A 19333-nucleotide genomic window follows, 5' to 3' on the forward strand; every position below is an offset into this window, starting at 1 on the left:
GCCGATGAACGGGGCACCTCAACCGACCTATGCCGTCGAAGGCCATGCTGTTGTCAAGACATTCGGCGAATTCCGCGCGGTCGACGGCGTCGACATCGCGGTGCCGGCCGGGTCGATCTACGGCATTCTGGGTCCCAATGGCGCGGGCAAGACCACCTTGTTGCGCACGCTGCTGGGCATCATCGATCCGGATGAGGGCCATCGCACCCTGCTCGGCGATCCGGCCCCGCTGCGCCAGGCGCGCAATGTCGGCTATCTGCCGGAGGAGCGCGGCCTCTATCCCTCGATGAAGGCCTTCGAAGCGGTGGCCTTCATGGGCGCCCTGCGCGGTCTGCCGCTCGCGATCGGCCGCCAGCGCGCCCGCGCCATGCTGGAGGATTATGGCATGGGCGCCTCGGCCGAAAAGCCGATCCGCCAACTGTCGAAGGGCATGGCCCAGACCGTCCAGCTGTTCGGCACCATCGTCCACGAACCGCAGCTGATTGTGCTCGACGAGCCCTTTTCCGGTCTCGATGCTTTCAATCAGGGCAAGCTGGAGAGCTTGATCCGCGAACAGGCGAAGCGGGGCGTCACCGTTCTTTTCTCGACCCATGTCATCGCCCATGCAGAGCGGCTGTGCGAGCGGATCGCGATCGTGGCCGGGGGGCGTGTCCGCTTCGACGGCACGGTTGCCCAAGCCCGCGACCGCCTGCGCCCGCAGGTCCGCCTGCGCACGCGGCTGAGTGACGGCAGCTGGCGGCGCGCGCTTCCGCCCGAAACGGTGGCGGAGGACGGTGCCTGGCACTTCGCCATGCCGCAGGAAGGGATCGAGCCGCTGCTCCGGGCGCTGCTCGACGGCAATGCCGGGATCGAAAGCCTGTCGATCGAGCGCCCCGGCCTGCACGACGCCTTTGTCGCCATCGCCGGGGAAGCGGCGGCGCGGCAGATGCAGGACGATCAGGTGCGGGAGCAAGCGGCATGAGGGAATTGATGCGCGCCGCCTTCGTCATCGCCCGCCGCGACTTTACCGCGGTGGTGCTGTCCCGCACCTTCATCTTCTTCCTGCTGGGACCGTTATTCCCGATCATCATCGGCATGGCCTTTGGCGGGTTGGGCGACAAGATTTCCAAGACCGACCTGCGGCCGGTCGTCGGTCTCGCCCTGCCGGCACAGGATGCGGACCGGATGGAAAGGGCGCATGACCGTCTGACCGCGCGCATGGGGGCGGAGGCCCTGCCTACCCTGCGCCGCGTTCCGCTCACCCCGGCACCACGCGTCCAGCTTGCCCGGCCCAATGCCGCAGTCGTCGTGATCGTCTCCGGTTCCGTGGCCCGGCCGGTGGTCACGGGCCAGCCCGACGACATCAAGCGCCTGGAAGGGGACATCAGCCTGATCGCGAGCGCCGCATTGGCCGAACGATCGCTCCATATGGTGCATATCGAACCGCAGCAGGTTTCGACCAGCGTCGGTGCGCAGACCCAGGGCCGCCTGATCATCGGCCGGATCGCGCAGATCGTGATCTTCTTCCTCACCATCCTGCTCGCCGGCATGATCCTGTCCAACCTGGTCGAGGAAAAGACCAACAAGATCATCGAGATTCTGGCCGCGGCCGTGCCGGTCGATGCGATCTTCCTCGGCAAGCTGATGGCGATGCTGGCGATGAGCTTCGTCGGTATATTTTTCTGGGGCAGCACGGCCTTCGCCGTATTCCTTGCACTCAAAGCGCCGGGCATCAGCCTGCCTGAACCCGCGATCGGCTGGCCGCTCTTCCTGATGCTGGCCGTCATCTATTTCGGCATGGCCTATACGTTGCTCGGCTCGCTCTTCCTCGGCATCGGGGCGCAGGCCGCGACCGTGCGGGAGGTGCAGACGCTCAACATGCCGGTCACCATGGCGCAGATGCTGATCTTCTTCTTCGCCACCTATGCCGTTGACAAAATGGGATCGCCGCCGGAAATCGCGGCCACCATCGTTCCCTTCTCCTCGCCTTTCGCCATGATCGCGCGGGCGGCGCAGGTGGATGCGCTGTGGCCCCATCTGCTGGCGATCGGCTGGCAGATGATCTGGGTGGCCCTGATCATCCGGATCGGAGTGCTGCTGTTCCGTCGCCATGTGCTGAAATCAGGCGGAGGCTGGTGGAAACAGTTGTTCAGAAGCGCGACAGGCTGACCCTGCTATGGCCGCTCCCATGAACCGCCGGCAATTTCTAGGCATGGGCGCGGCGACGCTGATCCTCTGGCAGTTCGCTCCGGGAGAGGCCGAGGCGGCCTATCCCTATATTTTGAGCGACGCCGAATGGCGCAAGCGTCTCAGTCCGCTCGCCTATAATGTGCTGCGCCACCGGGCGACCGAATATCCGTTTACCAGTCCGCTCAACAAGGAACATCGTTCCGGCATCTTCTCCTGCGCCGGATGCGGGCAGCGGCTTTTCAGTTCGAGGACCAAGTTCGACAGCGGCACCGGCTGGCCAAGCTTCTGGGCGCCTTTGCCAGGGATGGTCGGTACGTCACGCGATCTCGAACTGGGCTATCCCCGCACGGAAGTCCATTGCGCCCGCTGCGGCGGGCATCTGGGCCATGTTTTCGACGATGGCCCCAGGCCTACCGGCAAACGCTATTGCATGAACGGCGTCGCATTGGCTTTCGCCCCGGATTGATCGACCAGCTTGTAGATGCGCAGAGCCTGTTTGGGCGGAGATGGCAGTGGCTGAAGCCAGCGAGGCGGCGTGCCTCTCGCCAGGACCGCTGCCAGGCCCTTCGGAAATTCCGAGCGATAATGCCTGACCTCGTTCGCTTCATTGCAGGTCACGACATAGTCCGGCCCTCTGCCTGCATTCAGGTGCATGATGATTGCCCGGGCCTTGTCCGGCGGAGCGGTGAAACCTTCGATGACGGCGGTAATGCCTGCCGCATTGCGATGATGGGCCGTGCCGATGACGCTGTGGCGGGTTCGCACGAGGATGTCGGGGCCGATATCAAGCGGAGCGAACAGGATGGCCCTGGGAAGGGCATGCAGCGGCTCCAACGCAGCCGATGACCGGCAATTGACGCCTTCGGGCTGTTCCTTCGCCTTTGCCGCGCTGGTCGCGATCAGCACCCAGGCGCCGCACAGCCCGGCCGGGGTCAGCAATATCGCGACCGACGCCGACGTCAATATGCGCGCTACGGCGTGCTTCCATGTCTGGATATGGCGGAACAGCGCCAGCAACAGCCAGGCGATGCCGGGCAGCGCGATGACATGGGCCACCGACATGGCGCGCAGCACCATGATCGAAACCGCCGTCGCGCCGCCGAGCAGAAGGACGATGGTGACCCAGCGCTCGCGTGCCTCCCGATCGCTGGCTTTCACGGCAGCCAGAATGGTGCTGGACAGGCCGAGGAGAGAGGGCAGCAATATCATGCCCGCCACCGCAAGCCCCTGTTCCCAGACCGGGCGGCCTTCCTTCACTTGCAGATACCAGAGGCGGTAGGCGACGGGGCCGAGCGCCTTGAACGGGTCGCCTGAAAGACAGGAACCGCCGGTCATGAGAAACACGCCGACAGCGATGCCGCCGCCGCTTGCCGCCGCCAGCAACCGCCGCTGGATCGAAGCCGTGCCAAGCAGGCGCAAGGCAAGGGGCGTTGCCAGCGCAAAGGCTATGATGGGCCAGATATAGGCCGCCGAAAGGCTGTCGCACTGACGGATCAAGGTCGCTCCGGGACCCCGCAGCAGGAGCAGCAGGGCGAACGCGCCGCCGCCGAACGCGACGGCAAAGGCGCAGAAGCGGGGTGTTTCCTTCCCGTCGCGGCAGTGCCGCAGCGCGAAGACCCCGGCAAAGAGCGCCGCATAGGGCAAGCCCTCGCTGGAAATCTGCAACCAGACGGCCAGTGCGAGGCCCGCCATCATCCCGCCGCGCAAGGGTTTCCTGTCCAGTGTTCCGCACAGGGCGATGGCGGCCATCCAGATCTGCCATCCATGATGGTCGATTCTGAACGGCGTGAATTGCACCAATATGGTGGGCGACGTTAGCAGGAGCGCGACCGCGAGCAGTGCCACAAATGGGCCGCAGGCTCGTCGGGCCGTCACAAATATCGTGGCCGTCAGACCGCCCAACAGCAACAGCGGCACCAGGGCGCAAGCGATCCGATCGGCCATCACGGCGCCGATCAGCGGGCGCAAAAGGAGGATCAGGGCCGCAATCGGCATATCCACAATGCGCGACCAGTGCATGGGACCGCCTGCCGGCGGATTGACCCGGTGCTGGCTGACGTCCCAGAAGGGCTGTCCGTGCAACCAGTCGCGCACCTGTTGCAGCCGCATCGCATCATCGGGATCCCGAAAGCTGAGCGTCGTCAGGCCGTCCCGGAACAGCCAGAGCATGACCGCACAGCATAGCAGCCATGCGAACAGGGCCGCCGCCGACACATGCCAGGGAGCGATGGATGGTTTCGCGGGAGTGAAGCTCGGCTCAGGCGCGGGCGAAGATGCCATATTTCCGGATCGCATAGACGGCCAGGAAACTGACCAGAACCGCCATCAGCTTGGCGGCCGCGGGGGCGAGGCCCAGGCTGCTCAGGCCGCCGACCAGACCCATGGTGATCGCCATTCCGATCAGCGCGCTGAGGAGGAAGGCGATACGCTGGGCGTGGCTGGGCGGCTCACGAACCTCGAACACGAAATGCACGCTGATCAGCCAATGCACGACAAGACCGCCGGAATAGCCGCCAAAGGCTGCGATGGCGGGCGGCAGGCCGATATGGGCCAGGGCCAGGAACAGCGCGAAATCGGCCGACAGGGCGCAGACGCTGGCCATCAGGTAGCGGGTGAAGGTGAAGCGGCCGATGATGGCGTTCAGCGGTCCGGCCATGCTGCGTACCCATGTGGCCATTGGATCAGGCTGCTTTCAGCCGGTTGGGCACCAGCCGTTCGCTCGCCAGCGCGGCCTGCTGCCCGGAGGTGTCCTGGCCCTCCTCGCCCGCCTCATGATATTCGGCGTCTTCATTGACCGCCCAGATATCGTAAAGCTGCGCGCCCGCCTCGATATTGCGGACGGTCAGCATCGCCGTCATCATCGCATGGTCCTGATTGTTATAGCGGTGCATGCCGTTGCGGCCGACCAGATGCAGCGTGGGATAAAGCTGCTGCAACTCGGTTCGCATGGCCAGGACATTGTCGGCATAGCTGTCATCATAGACCGGATAGGCCTTTTCCTGCCGCACGACCGCGCCGCCGACGACGTCTTCAGGCCGGCACAGGCCGAGGATCGCCATTTCCTTCTTGGCGAGTTCGATCAGATCGGCGTCGTCCGAAGACCAGAGGCCATCGCCCTCGAAACAGAAATATTCCAGGCCGACACAGGCAAGGTCCGGATCGGGTACCATTTCAGGCGACCAGCTGCGGAAATTCTGGATGCGGCCGACCTTCACCTTCGAATCATGGATGTAGATCCAGTTGTCCGGGAAGATATCCTCGCCCTTCACCATCAGCGCCACGGTCAAGAAGTCGCGATATTTCAGTTCCATCGCATGGCCCAGCGTCGCGGGCAGGGGATGGATGCGACCGGCCAGTTCGCGCATCGGTGCGGAACTGATGACGTGAGCGGCGTCGATCGTGACCTCGCCGTCCGGGCCCTGGGCGATCATGCGCCAGCGACCCGTGCCCTGATCCTGCGAAAGCTGGTCGAGGCTATGCGCCATCAGCACCTGGTTGCCGCCAGCGACCACGAAGTCGCGCGCCGCTTCCCACATCATGCCGGGGCCAAGGCGCGGATAGCGGAAGCTTTCCAGCAGCGTCTTGGTCGCCATGCCGTCATTCGGGCGCTTATTGAGGCCCAGCGATCGCTTGAGCCCATCGACCACCGCGCCCCAGAGCGACAGGCCCTTGATGCGCTGCGCCGCCCAATCGGCGGACATCTCGTCGCAGGGCATGCCCCACACCTTTTCCGTGTAGGTCTTGAAGAAGATCGAGAACAGCTTGTGGCCGAAGGCGTTGACCGTCCAGTCCTGGAAGGAGCGGACGTTGCGATTGGGAAACAGCTTCGCCTTGGCAAAGCTTGCCATGCAGAGCGTCGAGCGCCAGATGCCGAGATTGCCGAGCGCCTCGAAGGCGCGCAGCGGGTAGCTGTAGAATTTGCCTTCATAATAGATGCGGCTCATCCGCGGGCGCTGGATGAAATCGTCAGGCAGAATCTCGTTCCAGAGGTCCACCACTTCCTTCGATTTGGAAAAGAAGCGATGACCGCCGATATCGAAGCGAAAGCCGTTCAGTTCGACTGTCCGGCTGATCCCGCCGACATAGACGGGGTCCTTTTCGATGACCCGGACCGAATAACCCTTTTTCGTCAACAGATAAGCGGCAGTCAGCCCGGCCGGGCCAGCGCCGATAATGGCGACATCCACATTGTGGTCGTCAAGCGGCATCTAAGGCCCCCCCGATGAAATCCTTCGCCCAACGAGGTGAAGGAAATCTTCTAAGGAGTAGTTAATAGCCGGTAACAATGCAAGATAAGGGCGGGCCGGGGGATATGTCACCCGCCGGCCCGTTTCGCTCCGAAGGACGGATCAGCCCTGACGCTGTGCCTGGATCAGCGTGTTGAGATCGTTGCGTGCGTCGCCCAGAGCTTCGCCGAAGCAGGCGCGATATTCGGGGGTGGCGGGCAGGATCGATCCGTTCATCCAGCCGCAGACCTGCTTGGCGGCGCGGGTGATACGCGAATCGGCCATGCGGGCACCATGGTTGCTGGCGAGGTTGAGATCGGCCACCGACACCGCGATGCTGCGGGTTTCCGCGCCGGTATGGCCGTCGACCACCACGTCCATGTCGGTCACGCCCGCGAAGGCGGTGGCGGCGGGCGTTGCGAAGCTTATGGTGGCGGCCAGTGCCACCAGCATCTTTCTGGTCATCCTGTTTCTCCTGTCGAACTTCATGGTCTGCCCAACGCCTGACATGGGAGTGGGGTCAGCCCGGAAAATAGGCCTCATAGCGGCCGATGAAAAGGGGCCACTTGGCAGAAAGTGGCTGAAAACCGTTATTTTTGCGGATGCGAAAGGGTCAATCGGCCTTTCGCATCCGCATCATTCCAATCAGTGGCGGAAGTGGCGCATGCCGGTGAAGACCATGGCGAGGCCCGCTTCGTCGGCGGCGGCGATCACTTCCTCGTCGCGGATCGAGCCGCCCGGCTGGATCACCGCCGTCGCGCCCGCCTCTACCGCCGCCAGCAGACCGTCGGCAAAGGGGAAGAAAGCGTCGGAGGCGACCGCCGAACCGATGGTGCGGGTCTCGCTCCAACCGGCCTTTTCGGCGGCGTCCCTGGCCTTCCATGCTGCAATGCGCGCGGATTCCAGGCGGTTCATCTGACCCGCGCCGATGCCCGCGGTACTATTGTCCTTGGCATAGACGATGGCGTTGGACTTCACATGCTTGGCGACGGTCCAGGCGAAGAGGCAGTCGGTCAGTTCCTGTTCGCTGGGCGCGCGTTGGGTCACGACCTTGAGCTGATCGCGGCTGATGCGGCCATTGTCGCGGCTTTGCACCAGCATGCCGCCTGCAATGCTCTTGATCTGGAGGCCGGGGCGGGCCGGATCGGGCAGTTCGCCGGTCAGCAGCAGGCGCAGATTCTTCTTCTTCGCGAAGATCGCCCTGGCTTCCTCATCGGCGCCGGGGGCGGCGACGACTTCGGTGAAGATGCCGCTGATCGCTTCGGCGGTCGGGCCGTCGAGCGGGCGGTTGACGGCAATGATGCCGCCAAATGCCGAGACGCTGTCGCAGGCGAGCGCGGCCTCATAGGCCTCGATCAGCGTATCGCCGGTGGCGACGCCGCAGGGATTGGCGTGCTTGACGATCACCACGGTCGGCGGGCCGTCGCGAAATTCGCTGACCAGTTCCAGCGCGGCGTCGGCGTCGTTATAATTATTGTAGCTGAGTTCCTTGCCCTGGATCTGCTGCGCCTGCGCGATGCCGTTGGCGGACGGGCCGACGGGCAGGTAGAGCGCGGCCGACTGGTGCGGATTTTCGCCGTAGCGCAGGGTCGAACCGAGCTTGCCCGACAGGTTGAGCGTTTCGGGAAAGGCGACGCCCTGATCGGCGAAGGCGAACCAGCTGGCGATCATCGAGTCGTAGGCCGCGGTGGCGGCATAGGCCTTGGCAGCCAGCATCCGGCGGAAATCATAGCTGGTCGCGCCGCCCTTTTCCGCCATTTCCGCGATCAGGCGGGCATAGTCGGCCGGGTCGGTGACAATGGCGACGCTTTCATGATTCTTCGCGGCGGAACGGACCATGGAGGGGCCGCCAATATCGATATTCTCGATGATCTCCTCGCGCTCCGCGCCCTTGGCAACCGTGGCGGCGAAGGGGTAGAGGTTGACGACGACCAGGTCGATCGCGCCGATTTCATGGCTCTGCATCGAGGCGACATGGTCGGGATTGTTCCGCACCGCGAGCAGGCCTCCATGCACCTTGGGGTGCAGCGTCTTGACGCGGCCGTCCATCATTTCCGGGAAGCCGGTGAGGTCGGAAATATCCTTCACCTCCAGGCCCGCCTCGCGCAATGCCCTGGCGGTGCCGCCGGTCGACACCAGTTCGACGCCATGACGCGCGAGCGCCTGCCCCAGTTCGATCAGGCCGGACTTGTCCGACACGGAAAGGAGGGCGCGTTTGATGGTGACGTCAGACGGGTGGGGGGTCATGATGCTTCCTGCTGTTCGGGGGCCGCTTTCCTGGCTTGCCGCAGCCCTCTAGTCCCGCTTGGCCGTTGCGGCAAGCTTGTAGGATTGGGGTGACATAGGTGACACGATGAGGGTGTGCGAAGACGTTGTTTTCGGGCGCTTTCCTCCTGGGCCTTTTTGGCGGCGGGGAAGGCCGGTCTATAGACCGGGCGCCGGCCTGTAGGACAGGGAATTATTTTGCCTTTCCCCCCTTCTGGAGGCGGGGGTCGCCCTGCGGCCTATCCGACCTTCTTGAACAGCCAGCCGATGGTGGAGCCGCCGGGCAGGGCCTCGGTCGTGACGACGAGCTGGCGGGTGCCATGGGGGCGGCCCTGGGCGTCGGTCCAGAGGCTTTCCTCTATGGCAAGCTTTCCGGCATTGGCGCGGAATTGCCAGGTGGCGCCATGGTCGATACGCAGCAGCGCACCCATGCCGTCCGCCGTGGGTGTCGGCTCGACGCCGGGGGCAAGGTGGAAGCGGAGCTGGACGGGCAGCTTCACCGGCCTTTTCCGGCGGGCGGCGGGGGTCAGCATATCCTCGCCCCTGATTTCCTTGCCGTCGCCGCTCATCAGCAGCAGGCGGCGGTGGACATAGCCCATGCGGCGGACATAGCCGTCATGGCTGAGGTCCAGGCGGCTGCCATTGTCCGTTTCCTGCCGGTTGAGCTCGACCTCCGTCACGCCCTTGCCCAGCGTGCCGTCGGGCAGCAGGGCGGTCGAATTGCTGTCGTTCAGAACCAGCGTGCTGTGCGCGGCGGTGGTGCGCAGGCCCTGCGCCAGATCGCGCGGCATGAAGGCGCCCTCCAGCGCTGCGCCGCCGCAATTGACGATCAGCCGCTGCGGCCCGTCGCTGATCTCGATCGCGCCGGTCGACGCGCAGCCCGCGTCGGCAAGCTGCGCGACCGGGGGCGGGGCGGCATCCACCTGCACGATCGTTCCGGCGGCGGCGAGCCGTTGATAGCCCCAATGGTTCGCCTGCCGCAGCGGGCGGGCGCGCACGCGGCTGGCGCGGATCACCGCTTCGATGGCGGCGGGATCGATCGCGCCCGCCCCCTGCCAGTTGCCAAGGCCGCCATCGCCATGGGTGAGGCCCAGCAGCGCGGGAACCGCCTTGCCCAGCGCGTCCTTCAGGAATGGCGGCGCCTGTTCCCGCCGCACGTCATAGACCGCCAGCACCATGGTGAGCAGCATGATCGCGTCGAGCTGGTCGATCGGCGATCGCGAGATGATGCCGCCGTCGCCGTGCAGGCCGCTGTCGATCGCGCGCTTCAGGCCCGCCTCGCCGAACAGCTTGCGCGCCGCGCCGCCGGGCAGCAGCATGGAGGCCGCGACGATGGCGCCCCAGGCGACCAGCCGGGGCAGGCCGATGGGGGCCTTGTCCGCGCCGCGATCCAGGTGGCGGGCGGTGCGGGCGATGCAGTTCAGCACCAGCGAACGGTAGACGAGGTCGCTGGACGAGAGGATCAGCGGCGCATGGGCGGACCAGAAGAGCAGGCGCCAGCCCGCATTGTCGGCGCGCCAGGCCGGTTCGCTGGGCGTGTCGGCATGGGCATCCAGCCATTTTCGCATGATGGCTTCAGCGATCGGCGCCGCCTGTTCGCGCGTCGCGACGGTGGCAAGGTCGCGCAGCCAGTGGAAGCCGTGCAGATAGTCGGCGAAGGGAGGCAGGACGTCGAGCTGTTCGAAATCCAGCGTCTTGAGCGGCTGCTTGAGGCCCCGGAACAGGAAATAGCCCGCGCGGACCGCCTGTCCGGCATGGGCGCTGCCGGGGATTTCGTCATCCGGCACGGCCAGCAGTTTCAGCGGATATTTGCCCTTGAGGCGGCGGCCGTGGATCGGCGTCTTCCAGCTGAGCAGATAGAAGCGGTTGGCGATGCGCTGGGCCAGCGAAAGCCCCTTGTCATCCGCGATGCGGATGAGCCGCTTGCCCTGTTCGATCCCTTCGTCGGGCCGCTCGCTCTCGGCCTCGTCCGGGACGGACTGGGGGGAAAGGCGGCGCCGCTCGCTCACCCGCCGCGCAGGGTCCGGATATTGTCCGCATAGGCGGACGCGCCGCCGCGGAAGGTGGCGGTGCCCGCCACCAGCACGTCTGCGCCCGCCTCGATCGCCTGCGGCGCGGTGGTGAAATCGATGCCGCCATCGACCTGAAGCCGGATGTCGCGGCCCGACTTTTCGATCATCCTGCGGATCGCCTCGATCTTGCGCAACTGGCTGGCAATGAAGCTCTGTCCGCCGAAGCCGGGATTGACGCTCATCACCAGGACCAGGTCGACATCGTCGATCAGATAATCGAGCATCTTGGCGGGGGTTCCGGGGTTCAGCACCACGCCCGCCTGCACGCCCAGCGACTTGATGTGCTGGATCGAGCGGTGGATATGGGGTCCGGCCTCCGGATGGACGGTGATGATATCGGCCCCCGCCTCGGCAAAGGCGTTGAGATAGAGGTCCACCGGCGAGATCATCAGATGGACGTCGAAGGGCTTTTTCGTGTGCGGGCGCAGCGCCTTCACCACGCCGGGGCCGATGGTGATGTTGGGCACGAAATGGCCGTCCATCACGTCGATGTGAATCCAGTCCGCGCCGGCTTCGTCGATGGCGCGGACCTCTTCGCCCAGGCGGGCGAAATCGGCGGAGAGAATGGAGGGCGAGATAAGGATCGGACTGGTCATTTGACCTTGGCCTTAGCGGCGCGTTAAGGTCAGGGCAACGCATGATTCGCGTTATCCACAGGCCTTTTGCGCGGGGGGAAAGCCGGCGTCAGGAAAGGACGAACAGGGTGGGGTCCAGCCCCCGCGACGGCCCGGCGCCCCTGGGCAGGAACTGCTTGACGCCGTGCAGTGCAACCACGTGATTTCGCTGGATGATGGGGGCGGCGATCAGGCGCATGGTACATTCGCCGCCGTCCGCCGGGCGAATGTCCACGTCCAGGGTGAAGCCGCGCCGGTGACGGATGGCATAGGCGCGGAGCTGCTCCATCGCGGCACGGCTTTCGGGCGTGTAGAGCGCCACGGCGCGCGCGCGGGGGACGATGCTGCCGCGTTCCAGCCCGAATATGTCATAGACGCCGCCGGTCCAGTTGAGGCTGTCGTCCGCGAGATCGCAATGCCACAGGCCAAGGCCCCGTTCCGCCAGTGCGTCCTCGTCATTCGCCAGCCGGTCGTCCAGCATCACCGGCGCCAGATGCTCCCGCAGCGCGTAGAGCGGCCAGCTATGGTTCAGCGGAAGAGGCTCGGTCGGACGCAAGCGCGGTCTTTCTCAAGGGGCTGATCGCACCATAATGGATCGAGAGTTAAGCTTTAATGGATCGAACCAGCCGCGCAACGAAAAAGCCGTCGGTGCCGCCTTGCCCGGCGAGCGTGTCCGGCAAGGTGCGGACCCAGCCTTGCGCCGTGGGCATGATGCCGCCGGGCAGTTCGGCGGCCTTCGCCGGTTGGGGCGTGAAATCCGGGTGCCGTCCCAGCAATTGCGCGATCTGTTCCTCTCCCTCCGCCGCTTCGAGAGAGCAGGTGGCGTAGATCAGAGTCCCGCCCGGTTTCAGCCATTGCGCCGCGCGGGTCAGCAGTTCGGCCTGAAGCTCGGCCAGTTCCGCGATCTGGCGCGGGCCGATGCGGTGCAGCACGTCGGGATGGCGGCGGTAGATGCCGGTGGCGGTGCAGGGGGCGTCGAGCAGGATCGCGTCGGCCGGGGCAGGCGGAGTCCATTGGCGCAGGTCGGCCTGGACGATCTCCGCCGCAAGGCCGGTGCGGGCAAGATTATCGCCGAGGCGTTCGAGGCGCTTCTTCGACTGGTCGATCGCCGTGACGCGCCAGCCGCTGGCGGCGAGCTGCATGGTCTTGCCGCCGGGGGCCGCGCAAAGGTCGAGGACATGGCGGCCCTCACCCCGGCCGAGGAGGCGGGCGGGGATGGATGCGGCGAGATCCTGCACCCACCAGGCGCCTTCGGCAAAGCCGGGAAGGTCGGGGACGGAGACGCCTTCGGGCAGGCGGACATGGCCGGGGGCGAGGCTCCGGCCATCGAGCTTCTCGGTCCAGAGCGCCGTCTCGCCAGGGTCGCGCAGGCTGAGGTCGACCGGGGGGCGGACCGCATAGGCGAGCGCGGCGGCCGGGGGCATGGCGTCGCCCCATTGCCCGGCCCAGCGTTGCGCGACATCTGCGGGCAGGGTGGGGGGCGAGGGGAGTGAAGGCGCGGCGCGGGTCAGCGTGCCGAAGACGCCATGGACCAGCTTGCGCGGGCCGCCGTCGACCAGCGGGAGCGCCGTGGCGATGGCGGCATGGGGAGCGGTGCCCAGGGCCAGCACCTGGATGAGGGCGATGCGCAGGACCATGCGCGCCTTGGCATCGTCGGGCAGCGGCTGGCGGGTGGCGCTGTCGATCAGCGCGTCGAGATCGGGCAGGTGGCGCAGCGTCTCCGCCGCGATGGCGTGGACGAGGGCGCGGTCGGCGGGGGGCAGGCCCTGGGCGGCGCCGTGCAGCGCGATTTCGAGCGGGTCGCCCCTGCGCAGTACCGCGTCGAGCAGGCGCAGCGCGGCGCGGCGGGCGGGGAGTCCGGGGACGTCTTCGGGACGGGGAGTGGGGCGGCGGGGCATCAGCGGCCCCTACGCGCTTTTGCCGCCATCTTCAAACGAAGCAGGCGACCGTATAGCCCAAAGCAGCCAGCAGGATGATGCTGGTGCCGACGCCGACCCACAGTGCCAGCCAGTCATTGCGCCGCGGACGCGGTTTCATGCCCCGGGGCACGACCCGCAGCGAGGACGGGATGCGCTTGCGTCCCAGCGTCGCGATCGCGATCGTGCGGCGGCCGATGCCGTGGAACAGGCGCGGTGTGTGCCGGGAGAAGATATAGTCCAGGGCCAGATCCGCGACCAAGCCGCCAGCCTGCCGCAGCACCGCACCGGCCACATGGACCACGACCTCGCCCACTTCCACCACCATGGCTTAACGCCGGTTCGGATCGAGAGCGCTGCGGCGGCGTGGCGGTGCCGTCACCGGCGAGAGGGCAGACGTTCGGGGGGCGCCCATGACCGGTGGCGGCCCCATGTCCTGCGCGATATCCTCGAGCGCGGCGATGCGCTTTTCGGTGGCGGGGTGGGTGGAGAAGAGCTCGCTCACATGCACGGGCACGATATAGAGCTGGGCGGCGGCGGGATTGCGCTGCGCCACCGGGTTGGGGATCATTTCGACGCGGCCGGAAATCTTGGCGAGGGCGGAGGCGAGCGCGCGGGGATTGCCGCTGATTTCCGCGCCCGCGGCGTCGGCGCCATATTCGCGCGTGCGGCTGATCGCCATCTGCACGATCATCGCGGCGAAGGGGGCGACGATCACCGCGAGCAGCGTCGCCGCGATATTGCCGTTGCCATTCTCATGATGACCGCCGCGGAAGAACAGGCCGAAATTGGCGAGCATCGAGATCGCGCCCGCAATCGTCGCCACCATCGTCATGATCAGCGTGTCGCGGTTGCGGATATGGCCCAGTTCATGCGCCATGACGCCGGCGATCTCCTCCCGGCTCAACATGGAGAGAAGCCCGGTGGTGGCGGCGACGGCGGCGTGCTCCGGATCGCGGCCGGTGGCGAAGGCGTTGGGATGCGGCTCGTCGATCAGATAGACGCGCGGCATGGGCAGCTTCGCGCGCCGGGCCAGTTCCGCGACGAGGCTGTGGAATTCGGGGGCGCTGCCGGCATCCACCTCCCGCGCATTGTGCATGGAGAGGACGATCCTGTCGGCGTTCCAGAAGGTGAAAAGGTTCATGCCCGCCGCCACCAGCAGCGCGATCACCGCGCCGCCGCTGCCGCCCAGCGTATAGCCCAATGCCATGAACAGCGCCGTCAGCGCCGACAACAGCATCACCGTCTTCATCCCGCTCACTTGCAGATCGCTCCTTTGCTGCCCAGAATAGGGGTCTGCATTGAATATGGGGTGAGCCAGGCGCGCCCGCAATCGAAAGGATCGATCCATGGGAACCTTCAACGGCAAGCGCCCCGCGCACGTGAAGCCGCCCGCCCATCTCTCGAAAAGCCCGCCGGTGCCGCAGCCCGACCCGATCGACCGGCCCTCCCGCCATGATGAGGAACTCAGCCCGGTTCGCTATGGCGACTGGGAACGCAAGGGAATCGCTATCGATTTCTGATGCGGCGCGGCAGGCGCGCATCGGTTCGTCGTTGTTTCGGCACAGTTGGCGATGGCCTGTGCCGCAGGCGCGAGAGGCGTGGCCCCGCCCCCTAGCCTTTGCCGCCCCAAAGCGGGCAGGTCTTGGACGGAGCGGAGAGAAATAAAATAGTTCGGGGCACGAGTTGAGTGAACGTGGTTGCTGAGGTCAGTGTAAGGTCGGTTTCGGATTACGCGCCAGAGGATGCGGCGCTTCTGTGTGCAGTGGGTCGTCTGGTCTGTGGCTGGACGATGCTGGAACAGAGCCTGGAGGCAAAGATCGCGATCATGCGGGAAGCCATGGGGGATGTGCGGACCGTGGGTGCCCGGACCCGTCCGGGCATGACGAAACTGATGACGGAACTGAGGACCATCGTGTCGATGCGCGACCGTCGCAACGCGAGCGTATTGACGGAAATATCGGATATCGAGCGCGACATGCAGAGGATCGACCGGTTCCGGTCGCTTATCATCGGCGGCTTTCAGCAGCCCGCGCCCGGCGGCTTCATATGCCGCGATGCGCGGAACAACCAGACGCATGTCTCGCTTGAGCAATTGGAAGCGGAGATAGCTTCCCTCGAAACGGTGGCGCAGCGCCTGCTGGCCGTCTGATCGGGTTAAGCAATCTTCCATGCTTGATCTTTATGCGGCGGAGGGCAAAGTCCTTCCGCACGCCCAGCGAGAAACAGGAGCCTCATGTCCTACAAACCCATTCGCAAGGCCGTTTTCCCTGTCGCGGGACTTGGCACGCGCTTTCTTCCGGCGACCAAGTCGGTGCCCAAGGAACTGCTGCCGGTGGTCGATCGTCCGCTGATCCAATATGCGGTGGATGAAGCCCGGGAAGCCGGGATCGAGCAGATGATCTTCGTCACCGGCCGCGGCAAGGGCGCGATCGAGGATTATTTCGACATGGCCTTCGAGGCGGAGGCGACCCAGCGCGAGCGGGGAAAGGACCTGTCGGCGCTGGAGGGCACGCGGCTGTCGCCCGGCAATGCGGTGTTCCTGCGCCAGCAGGAGCCGCTGGGGCTGGGCCATGCCATCTGGTGCGCCCGCGACATCGTGGGCGACGAGCCCTTCGCCATCCTGCTGCCGGACGAGTTCATGAAGGGCAGGCCGGGGCATGGCTGCCTCAAGCAGATGGTCGAGGCCTATGGGAAGGTCGGCGGCAATCTGGTCTGCGCGCTGGAAGTGCCGATGGCCGAGACGCCCAGCTATGGCGTGATCGATCCGGGCCAGCGCGACGGCGCGCTGACCGAGGTGAAGGGGCTGGTGGAAAAGCCCGCTCCGGGCACGGCGCCGTCGAACCTGATCCTGCCGGGGCGCTATATCCTGCAGCCGGAGGTCATGAAGATATTGGAGACGCAGGAAAAGGGCGCGGGCGGCGAGATCCAGCTTACCGACGCCATGGCCTCGATGATCGGCAGCCAGCCTTTTCATGGCGTGACCTTCGACGGGCGCCGTTTCGACTGCGGGTCGAAGGCGGGTTATATCGAGGCCAATCTGGCACTGGCGCTGGATCGCGAGGATCTGGGCGAGCATATCCGCAAGTTCGCGCTGGCCGAACTCGGCGTCAGCGGGATCGCGGCCGCGGCTTGATGGGGCCAATCCCGGATATTCCCTTGCCCTGAACGGGAGGGGGAAGGACGTCCAACAATTCCCTATGGCCGTAAAAGCAAACGCCCCGGTCTTTCGGCCGGGGCGTTTGCCTTATTCCATCGGCGGGTGTCCTTCAGAAAGGCACTTCGTCGTCCAGGTCGTTATCGAAATTGGGGCCGCCCGCGCTGCCGCGGCCGCCGCCGGAGGAGCGGCCGGAACCGCCGCCGAAGCCGCCGCCGCCGAAATCGTCATAATCGCCGCCGCCAAAGCCGCTGGACCCGCCGCTCCAGTCGCCGCCGCCCTGCGAGCGGCCACCGCCCTGACCGCCGCCGCCCGGCGCGCCGTCCAGCATGGTCAGGACCGCGCTCGGCCCCTGCAGCACGACTTCGGTGGTGTAGCGGTCATTGCCCGACTGGTCCTGCCATTTGCGGGTCTGGAGCTTGCCCTCGATATAGACCTTGCTGCCCTTGCGCAGATAGCGTTCGGCGACGCCCGCCAGACCTTCGGAGAAGATCGCGACGCTGTGCCATTCGGTGCGTTCCTTGCGCTCGCCCGACATGCGGTCCTTCCAGCTTTCGGACGTCGCGATGCGGATGTTGCACACCTTGCCGCCATTCTGGAAGCTGCGGACTTCCGGGTCCGCGCCCAGATTGCCCACCAGAATGACCTTGTTGACCGAACCCGCCATGTTTCCTCCGATACTTTAGCTGGCCCTTATAGTCCTGCCGCTTTCACCGTCTAGGTGAAAGCTACCCTAAACCCAATGCGGTCGCGGTCCAGTAGGTAAGGCCGGCGGCGGCATAGGCCAGCACGAACAGATAGCCGATCATGAACAGCGGCCATTTCCAGCCATTGGTCTCGCGCCGGGTGACGGCGATGGTGGAGATGCATTGCGGCGCGAAGACGAACCAGGCGAGGAAGGCGAGCGCGGTCGGCAGCGGCCAATGATCCTTCAGCCGCTCGCCCAGGCTGCGTTCCAGCTTTGCCTCATCCTCCTTCGAGTCGAGCGAATAGACGGTGGCGAGTGCCGAGACGGCGACCTCGCGCGCCGCCATGGCGGGAATCAGGGCCAGCGAGATGTCGCGGTTGAAGCCGATCGGTTCCAGCACCAGGTTGAGGCCGTTGGCGATGCGGCCCGCCACGGAATAGTTGACCTGGCTGATGCCGCCATTGTCCGGCGCCTTGGGGAAACTGAGCAGCAGCCAGAGGATCACGGTCGAGGTGAAGATGATCGTGCCCGCGCGCTTCAGGAATATCACCGCGCGCTGCCACAGGCCCAGCAGGATATCCTGCGGCCGTGGCCATTGATATTTGGGCATTTCCATGAGGAACCCGCCGCTTGCTCCCTTGGTGACGGTGCGGCGCAGGACGAGCGCCGCCAGCATCGCGCCGGCGATGCCGGATATATAGAGGCAGAAGAGGACCAGCCCCTGCAGGCCGATGCCCAGTGCGACCGTGCGGGCGGGGATAAAGGCGCCGATGATCACCGCATAGACGGGGAGCCGCGCCGAACAGGTCATCAGCGGGGCGATCAGGATGGTGGTGAGCCGGTCCTTGGGATCGGCGATGGTGCGGGTCGCCATGATCCCCGGCACGGCGCAGGCGAAGGAGGAGAGCAGCGGGATGAAGGCCCGTCCCGACAGGCCTACCCGGGCCATCAGCCCGTCCATCAGGAAGGCGGCGCGGACCATGTAGCCGGTCGCCTCCAGCATCAGGATGAAGAAGAAGAGAATGAGGATCTGCGGCAGGAACACCACCACCGAGCCGACGCCGTTCAGCACGCCGTCGACCAGGAAGGACCGCAGCAGCCCGTCGGGCAGCTCCGCCGCCACCGCATTGCTGGCGGCTTCGAAAACCCCCTCGATCATGGCGATCGGCGCTTCGGACCAGGCGTAGACCGCCTGGAACATCACGAACAGCAGCGCCAGCAGCAGGATCAGCCCGGCCACGGGATGCAGCGCCACCCGGTCGACCGCCGCGGTCAGGCGGCGGGACGGGGTTTCGCGCACGATGGCGGCGCGGGCGATGCGGCGCGCCTCCCGCCGCAGGCCGTCGAAATCGCGCTGTTCGGCGGAAGCGCGCACCATGCCCCCGCTGCCGTCGAGCAGGGATTCCAGTTCGGCGCGCAGATGGTCGAGGCCGCGCTTGCGCACCGCCACGGTGGAGATCACCGGCACGCCCAGTTCGCGCGACAGGACGGCCGCGTCCAGCTCCAGCCCGTCGCGGGTCGCCAGATCGACCATGTTGAGCGCGACCACGGTCGGCAGGCCCAGGCCGATCAGCTCCAGCGCGAAGCGCAGGTGATTGTCCAGATTGGAGGCGTCGACCACCACCACCAGCGCGTCGGGCAGGCGTTCGCCCTGCTGCCTGCCCAATATGACGTCGCGCGTCACCTGCTCGTCGGGGCTGGTGGGGCTGAGGCTGTAGGTGCCCGGCAGGTCGACCAGCTCGATCGGGCGGCCGTCGGACAGCGACAGGCGGCCTGCCTTGCGCTCCACCGTGACGCCGGGATAATTGCCCAGCTTCTGCCGGGCGCCGGTGAGCGCGTTGAACAGGGCGCTCTTGCCGGCATTGGGATTGCCGACCAGTGCGATCAGCGGCAGGCCGGTCATGCCGCCTCGTCCTGCGGGCCGGTGCGTACCGTGATGGCGGCGGCATGGTTGCGGCGCATGGCGATCGTCATGCGGCCGACCTTGCAGGCGATGGGGCCGCGCCCCAGCAGGCCGCCATGGTGCAGCGCCTCCACGCTGGCGCCTTCGCACAGGCCGAATTCGCGCAGCCGCTGTCCATCGGAGGCGGACAGCGCATTCCAGTCGATCAGGTCCACATAGGCGGGTTGGCGCAGCGGCAGGTCGGTCAGGCGCAAGGAAGGGCACTCGTCAGTAACTTTCTGCGAGTGACTATCAATACCGATTGCAAAAGGCCAGCGGGAATC

Annotated in this window: 20 protein-coding genes; 6 read left to right on the forward strand and 14 right to left on the reverse strand. The window is 66.0% G+C overall.

Annotated elements, in window-relative coordinates:
• Positions 1-4 precede the first annotated feature (4 nt).
• Genes MJ601_RS14435 through msrB form a run of 3 tightly spaced genes read left to right on the forward strand, consistent with a single transcriptional unit; the run spans position 5 to position 2635 of the window.
• Positions 5-961, forward strand: a complete 957-nt coding sequence (locus MJ601_RS14435; protein ID WP_242127608.1) for an ABC transporter ATP-binding protein — start codon at positions 5-7, stop codon at positions 959-961.
• On the forward strand, positions 958-2148 hold the full coding sequence (locus tag MJ601_RS14440) for an ABC transporter permease (protein WP_242127610.1): 1191 nt from the start codon (positions 958-960) through the stop codon (positions 2146-2148). Before MJ601_RS14435 ends, MJ601_RS14440 begins: the two co-directional genes overlap by 4 nt.
• A 19-nt stretch (positions 2149-2167) precedes the next feature.
• A complete protein-coding gene (msrB, locus tag MJ601_RS14445) occupies positions 2168-2635 on the forward strand; it encodes a peptide-methionine (R)-S-oxide reductase MsrB (protein ID WP_242127612.1) in 468 nt (155 codons plus the stop codon).
• Here the strand turns inward: msrB and MJ601_RS14450 are convergent.
• The 11 genes from MJ601_RS14450 to htpX all read right to left on the reverse strand — a co-directional run bounded on the left by MJ601_RS14450 (position 2593) and on the right by htpX (position 14523).
• Positions 2593-4449 carry a hypothetical protein gene (locus tag MJ601_RS14450; protein ID WP_242127614.1) on the reverse strand — a complete coding sequence of 619 codons (1857 nt, stop codon included), beginning with the start codon at positions 4447-4449 and terminating at the stop codon, positions 2593-2595. The two genes, msrB and MJ601_RS14450, sit on opposite strands and share 43 nt — an antisense overlap.
• The gene (locus MJ601_RS14455; protein WP_242127616.1) at positions 4427-4846 is read right to left on the reverse strand and encodes a GtrA family protein; all 420 of its coding nucleotides are present in this window, start codon (positions 4844-4846) and stop codon (positions 4427-4429) included. Before MJ601_RS14455 ends, MJ601_RS14450 begins: the two co-directional genes overlap by 23 nt.
• A 4-nt stretch (positions 4847-4850) precedes the next feature.
• Positions 4851-6377, reverse strand: coding sequence for an NAD(P)/FAD-dependent oxidoreductase (locus MJ601_RS14460; protein ID WP_242127618.1), 1527 nt, complete (start codon positions 6375-6377; stop codon positions 4851-4853).
• 141 nt (positions 6378-6518) lie between these two features.
• On the reverse strand, positions 6519-6860 hold the full coding sequence (locus MJ601_RS14465) for a UrcA family protein (protein WP_242127620.1): 342 nt from the start codon (positions 6858-6860) through the stop codon (positions 6519-6521).
• 180 nt (positions 6861-7040) lie between these two features.
• Positions 7041-8642, reverse strand: a complete 1602-nt coding sequence (gene purH, locus MJ601_RS14470) for a bifunctional phosphoribosylaminoimidazolecarboxamide formyltransferase/IMP cyclohydrolase (protein WP_242127622.1) — start codon at positions 8640-8642, stop codon at positions 7041-7043.
• 257 nt (positions 8643-8899) lie between these two features.
• On the reverse strand, positions 8900-10669 hold the full coding sequence (locus MJ601_RS14475; protein ID WP_242127624.1) for a heparinase II/III family protein: 1770 nt from the start codon (positions 10667-10669) through the stop codon (positions 8900-8902).
• Entirely contained in the window at positions 10666-11328 is a 663-nt protein-coding gene (rpe, locus tag MJ601_RS14480) for a ribulose-phosphate 3-epimerase (protein WP_242127626.1), read from the reverse strand. Before rpe ends, MJ601_RS14475 begins: the two co-directional genes overlap by 4 nt.
• 88 nt (positions 11329-11416) lie before the next feature.
• Complete coding sequence (locus tag MJ601_RS14485) at positions 11417-11902, reverse strand: diguanylate cyclase (RefSeq protein WP_242127628.1); 486 nt, start codon at positions 11900-11902, stop codon at positions 11417-11419.
• Positions 11903-11948: 46 nt separating this feature from the next.
• On the reverse strand, positions 11949-13244 hold the full coding sequence (locus MJ601_RS14490; RefSeq protein WP_242127630.1) for an RsmB/NOP family class I SAM-dependent RNA methyltransferase: 1296 nt from the start codon (positions 13242-13244) through the stop codon (positions 11949-11951).
• Between the two features lie 31 nt (positions 13245-13275).
• A complete protein-coding gene (locus MJ601_RS14495) occupies positions 13276-13590 on the reverse strand; it encodes a hypothetical protein (protein ID WP_242127632.1) in 315 nt (104 codons plus the stop codon).
• A 3-nt stretch (positions 13591-13593) separates the two neighbouring features.
• On the reverse strand, positions 13594-14523 hold the full coding sequence (htpX, locus tag MJ601_RS14500; protein WP_242127634.1) for a zinc metalloprotease HtpX: 930 nt from the start codon (positions 14521-14523) through the stop codon (positions 13594-13596).
• 88 nt (positions 14524-14611) lie between these two features.
• Between htpX and MJ601_RS14505 the strand changes: the two genes are divergently transcribed.
• The 3 genes from MJ601_RS14505 to MJ601_RS14515 all read left to right on the forward strand — a co-directional run bounded on the left by MJ601_RS14505 (position 14612) and on the right by MJ601_RS14515 (position 16398).
• The gene (locus tag MJ601_RS14505) at positions 14612-14785 is read left to right on the forward strand and encodes a DUF1674 domain-containing protein (protein WP_242127635.1); all 174 of its coding nucleotides are present in this window, start codon (positions 14612-14614) and stop codon (positions 14783-14785) included.
• Positions 14786-14958: 173 nt separating this feature from the next.
• The gene (locus MJ601_RS14510) at positions 14959-15414 is read left to right on the forward strand and encodes a hypothetical protein (RefSeq protein WP_242127711.1); all 456 of its coding nucleotides are present in this window, start codon (positions 14959-14961) and stop codon (positions 15412-15414) included.
• An 84-nt stretch (positions 15415-15498) separates the two neighbouring features.
• A complete protein-coding gene (locus tag MJ601_RS14515; RefSeq protein ID WP_242127637.1) occupies positions 15499-16398 on the forward strand; it encodes a UTP--glucose-1-phosphate uridylyltransferase in 900 nt (299 codons plus the stop codon).
• 133 nt (positions 16399-16531) lie between these two features.
• Here the strand turns inward: MJ601_RS14515 and ssb are convergent, their stop codons facing one another.
• The 3 genes from ssb to MJ601_RS14530 form a co-directional block, all read right to left on the reverse strand.
• Positions 16532-17086 (reverse strand): single-stranded DNA-binding protein, encoded by a 555-nt coding sequence (gene ssb / locus MJ601_RS14520; RefSeq protein ID WP_242127639.1) that lies wholly within the window; start codon positions 17084-17086, stop codon positions 16532-16534.
• Between the two features lie 61 nt (positions 17087-17147).
• The gene (gene feoB / locus MJ601_RS14525) at positions 17148-19010 is read right to left on the reverse strand and encodes a ferrous iron transporter B (protein ID WP_242127641.1); all 1863 of its coding nucleotides are present in this window, start codon (positions 19008-19010) and stop codon (positions 17148-17150) included.
• On the reverse strand, positions 19007-19264 hold the full coding sequence (locus tag MJ601_RS14530; protein ID WP_242127643.1) for a FeoA family protein: 258 nt from the start codon (positions 19262-19264) through the stop codon (positions 19007-19009). Before MJ601_RS14530 ends, feoB begins: the two co-directional genes overlap by 4 nt.
• Between the last annotated feature and the right edge of the window lie 69 nt (positions 19265-19333).

The organism is Sphingobium trunci (assembly GCF_022664535.1).
Taxonomy (GTDB): Bacteria; Pseudomonadota; Alphaproteobacteria; order Sphingomonadales; family Sphingomonadaceae; genus Sphingobium.

Bases quoted from the DNA above. Each gene is read 5' to 3' on its own strand.
- MJ601_RS14495 (WP_242127632.1), bottom strand. From the start codon at position 13,590: ATGGTGGTGGAAGTGGGCGAGGTCGTGGTCCATGTGGCCGGTGCGGTG.
- purH (WP_242127622.1), bottom strand. From the start codon at position 8,642: ATGACCCCCCACCCGTCTGACGTCACCATCAAACGCGCCCTCCTTTCC.
- rpe (WP_242127626.1), bottom strand. From the start codon at position 11,328: ATGACCAGTCCGATCCTTATCTCGCCCTCCATTCTCTCCGCCGATTTC.
- feoB (WP_242127641.1), bottom strand. From the start codon at position 19,010: ATGACCGGCCTGCCGCTGATCGCACTGGTCGGCAATCCCAATGCCGGC.
- MJ601_RS14465 (WP_242127620.1), bottom strand. From the start codon at position 6,860: ATGACCAGAAAGATGCTGGTGGCACTGGCCGCCACCATAAGCTTCGCA.
- MJ601_RS14435 (WP_242127608.1), top strand. From the start codon at position 5: ATGAACGGGGCACCTCAACCGACCTATGCCGTCGAAGGCCATGCTGTT.
- MJ601_RS14460 (WP_242127618.1), bottom strand. From the start codon at position 6,377: ATGCCGCTTGACGACCACAATGTGGATGTCGCCATTATCGGCGCTGGC.
- MJ601_RS14440 (WP_242127610.1), top strand. From the start codon at position 958: ATGAGGGAATTGATGCGCGCCGCCTTCGTCATCGCCCGCCGCGACTTT.
- MJ601_RS14505 (WP_242127635.1), top strand. From the start codon at position 14,612: ATGGGAACCTTCAACGGCAAGCGCCCCGCGCACGTGAAGCCGCCCGCC.
- MJ601_RS14490 (WP_242127630.1), bottom strand. From the start codon at position 13,244: ATGCCCCGCCGCCCCACTCCCCGTCCCGAAGACGTCCCCGGACTCCCC.
- MJ601_RS14450 (WP_242127614.1), bottom strand. From the start codon at position 4,449: ATGGCATCTTCGCCCGCGCCTGAGCCGAGCTTCACTCCCGCGAAACCA.
- ssb (WP_242127639.1), bottom strand. From the start codon at position 17,086: ATGGCGGGTTCGGTCAACAAGGTCATTCTGGTGGGCAATCTGGGCGCG.
- msrB (WP_242127612.1), top strand. From the start codon at position 2,168: ATGAACCGCCGGCAATTTCTAGGCATGGGCGCGGCGACGCTGATCCTC.
- MJ601_RS14455 (WP_242127616.1), bottom strand. From the start codon at position 4,846: ATGGCCACATGGGTACGCAGCATGGCCGGACCGCTGAACGCCATCATC.
- MJ601_RS14515 (WP_242127637.1), top strand. From the start codon at position 15,499: ATGTCCTACAAACCCATTCGCAAGGCCGTTTTCCCTGTCGCGGGACTT.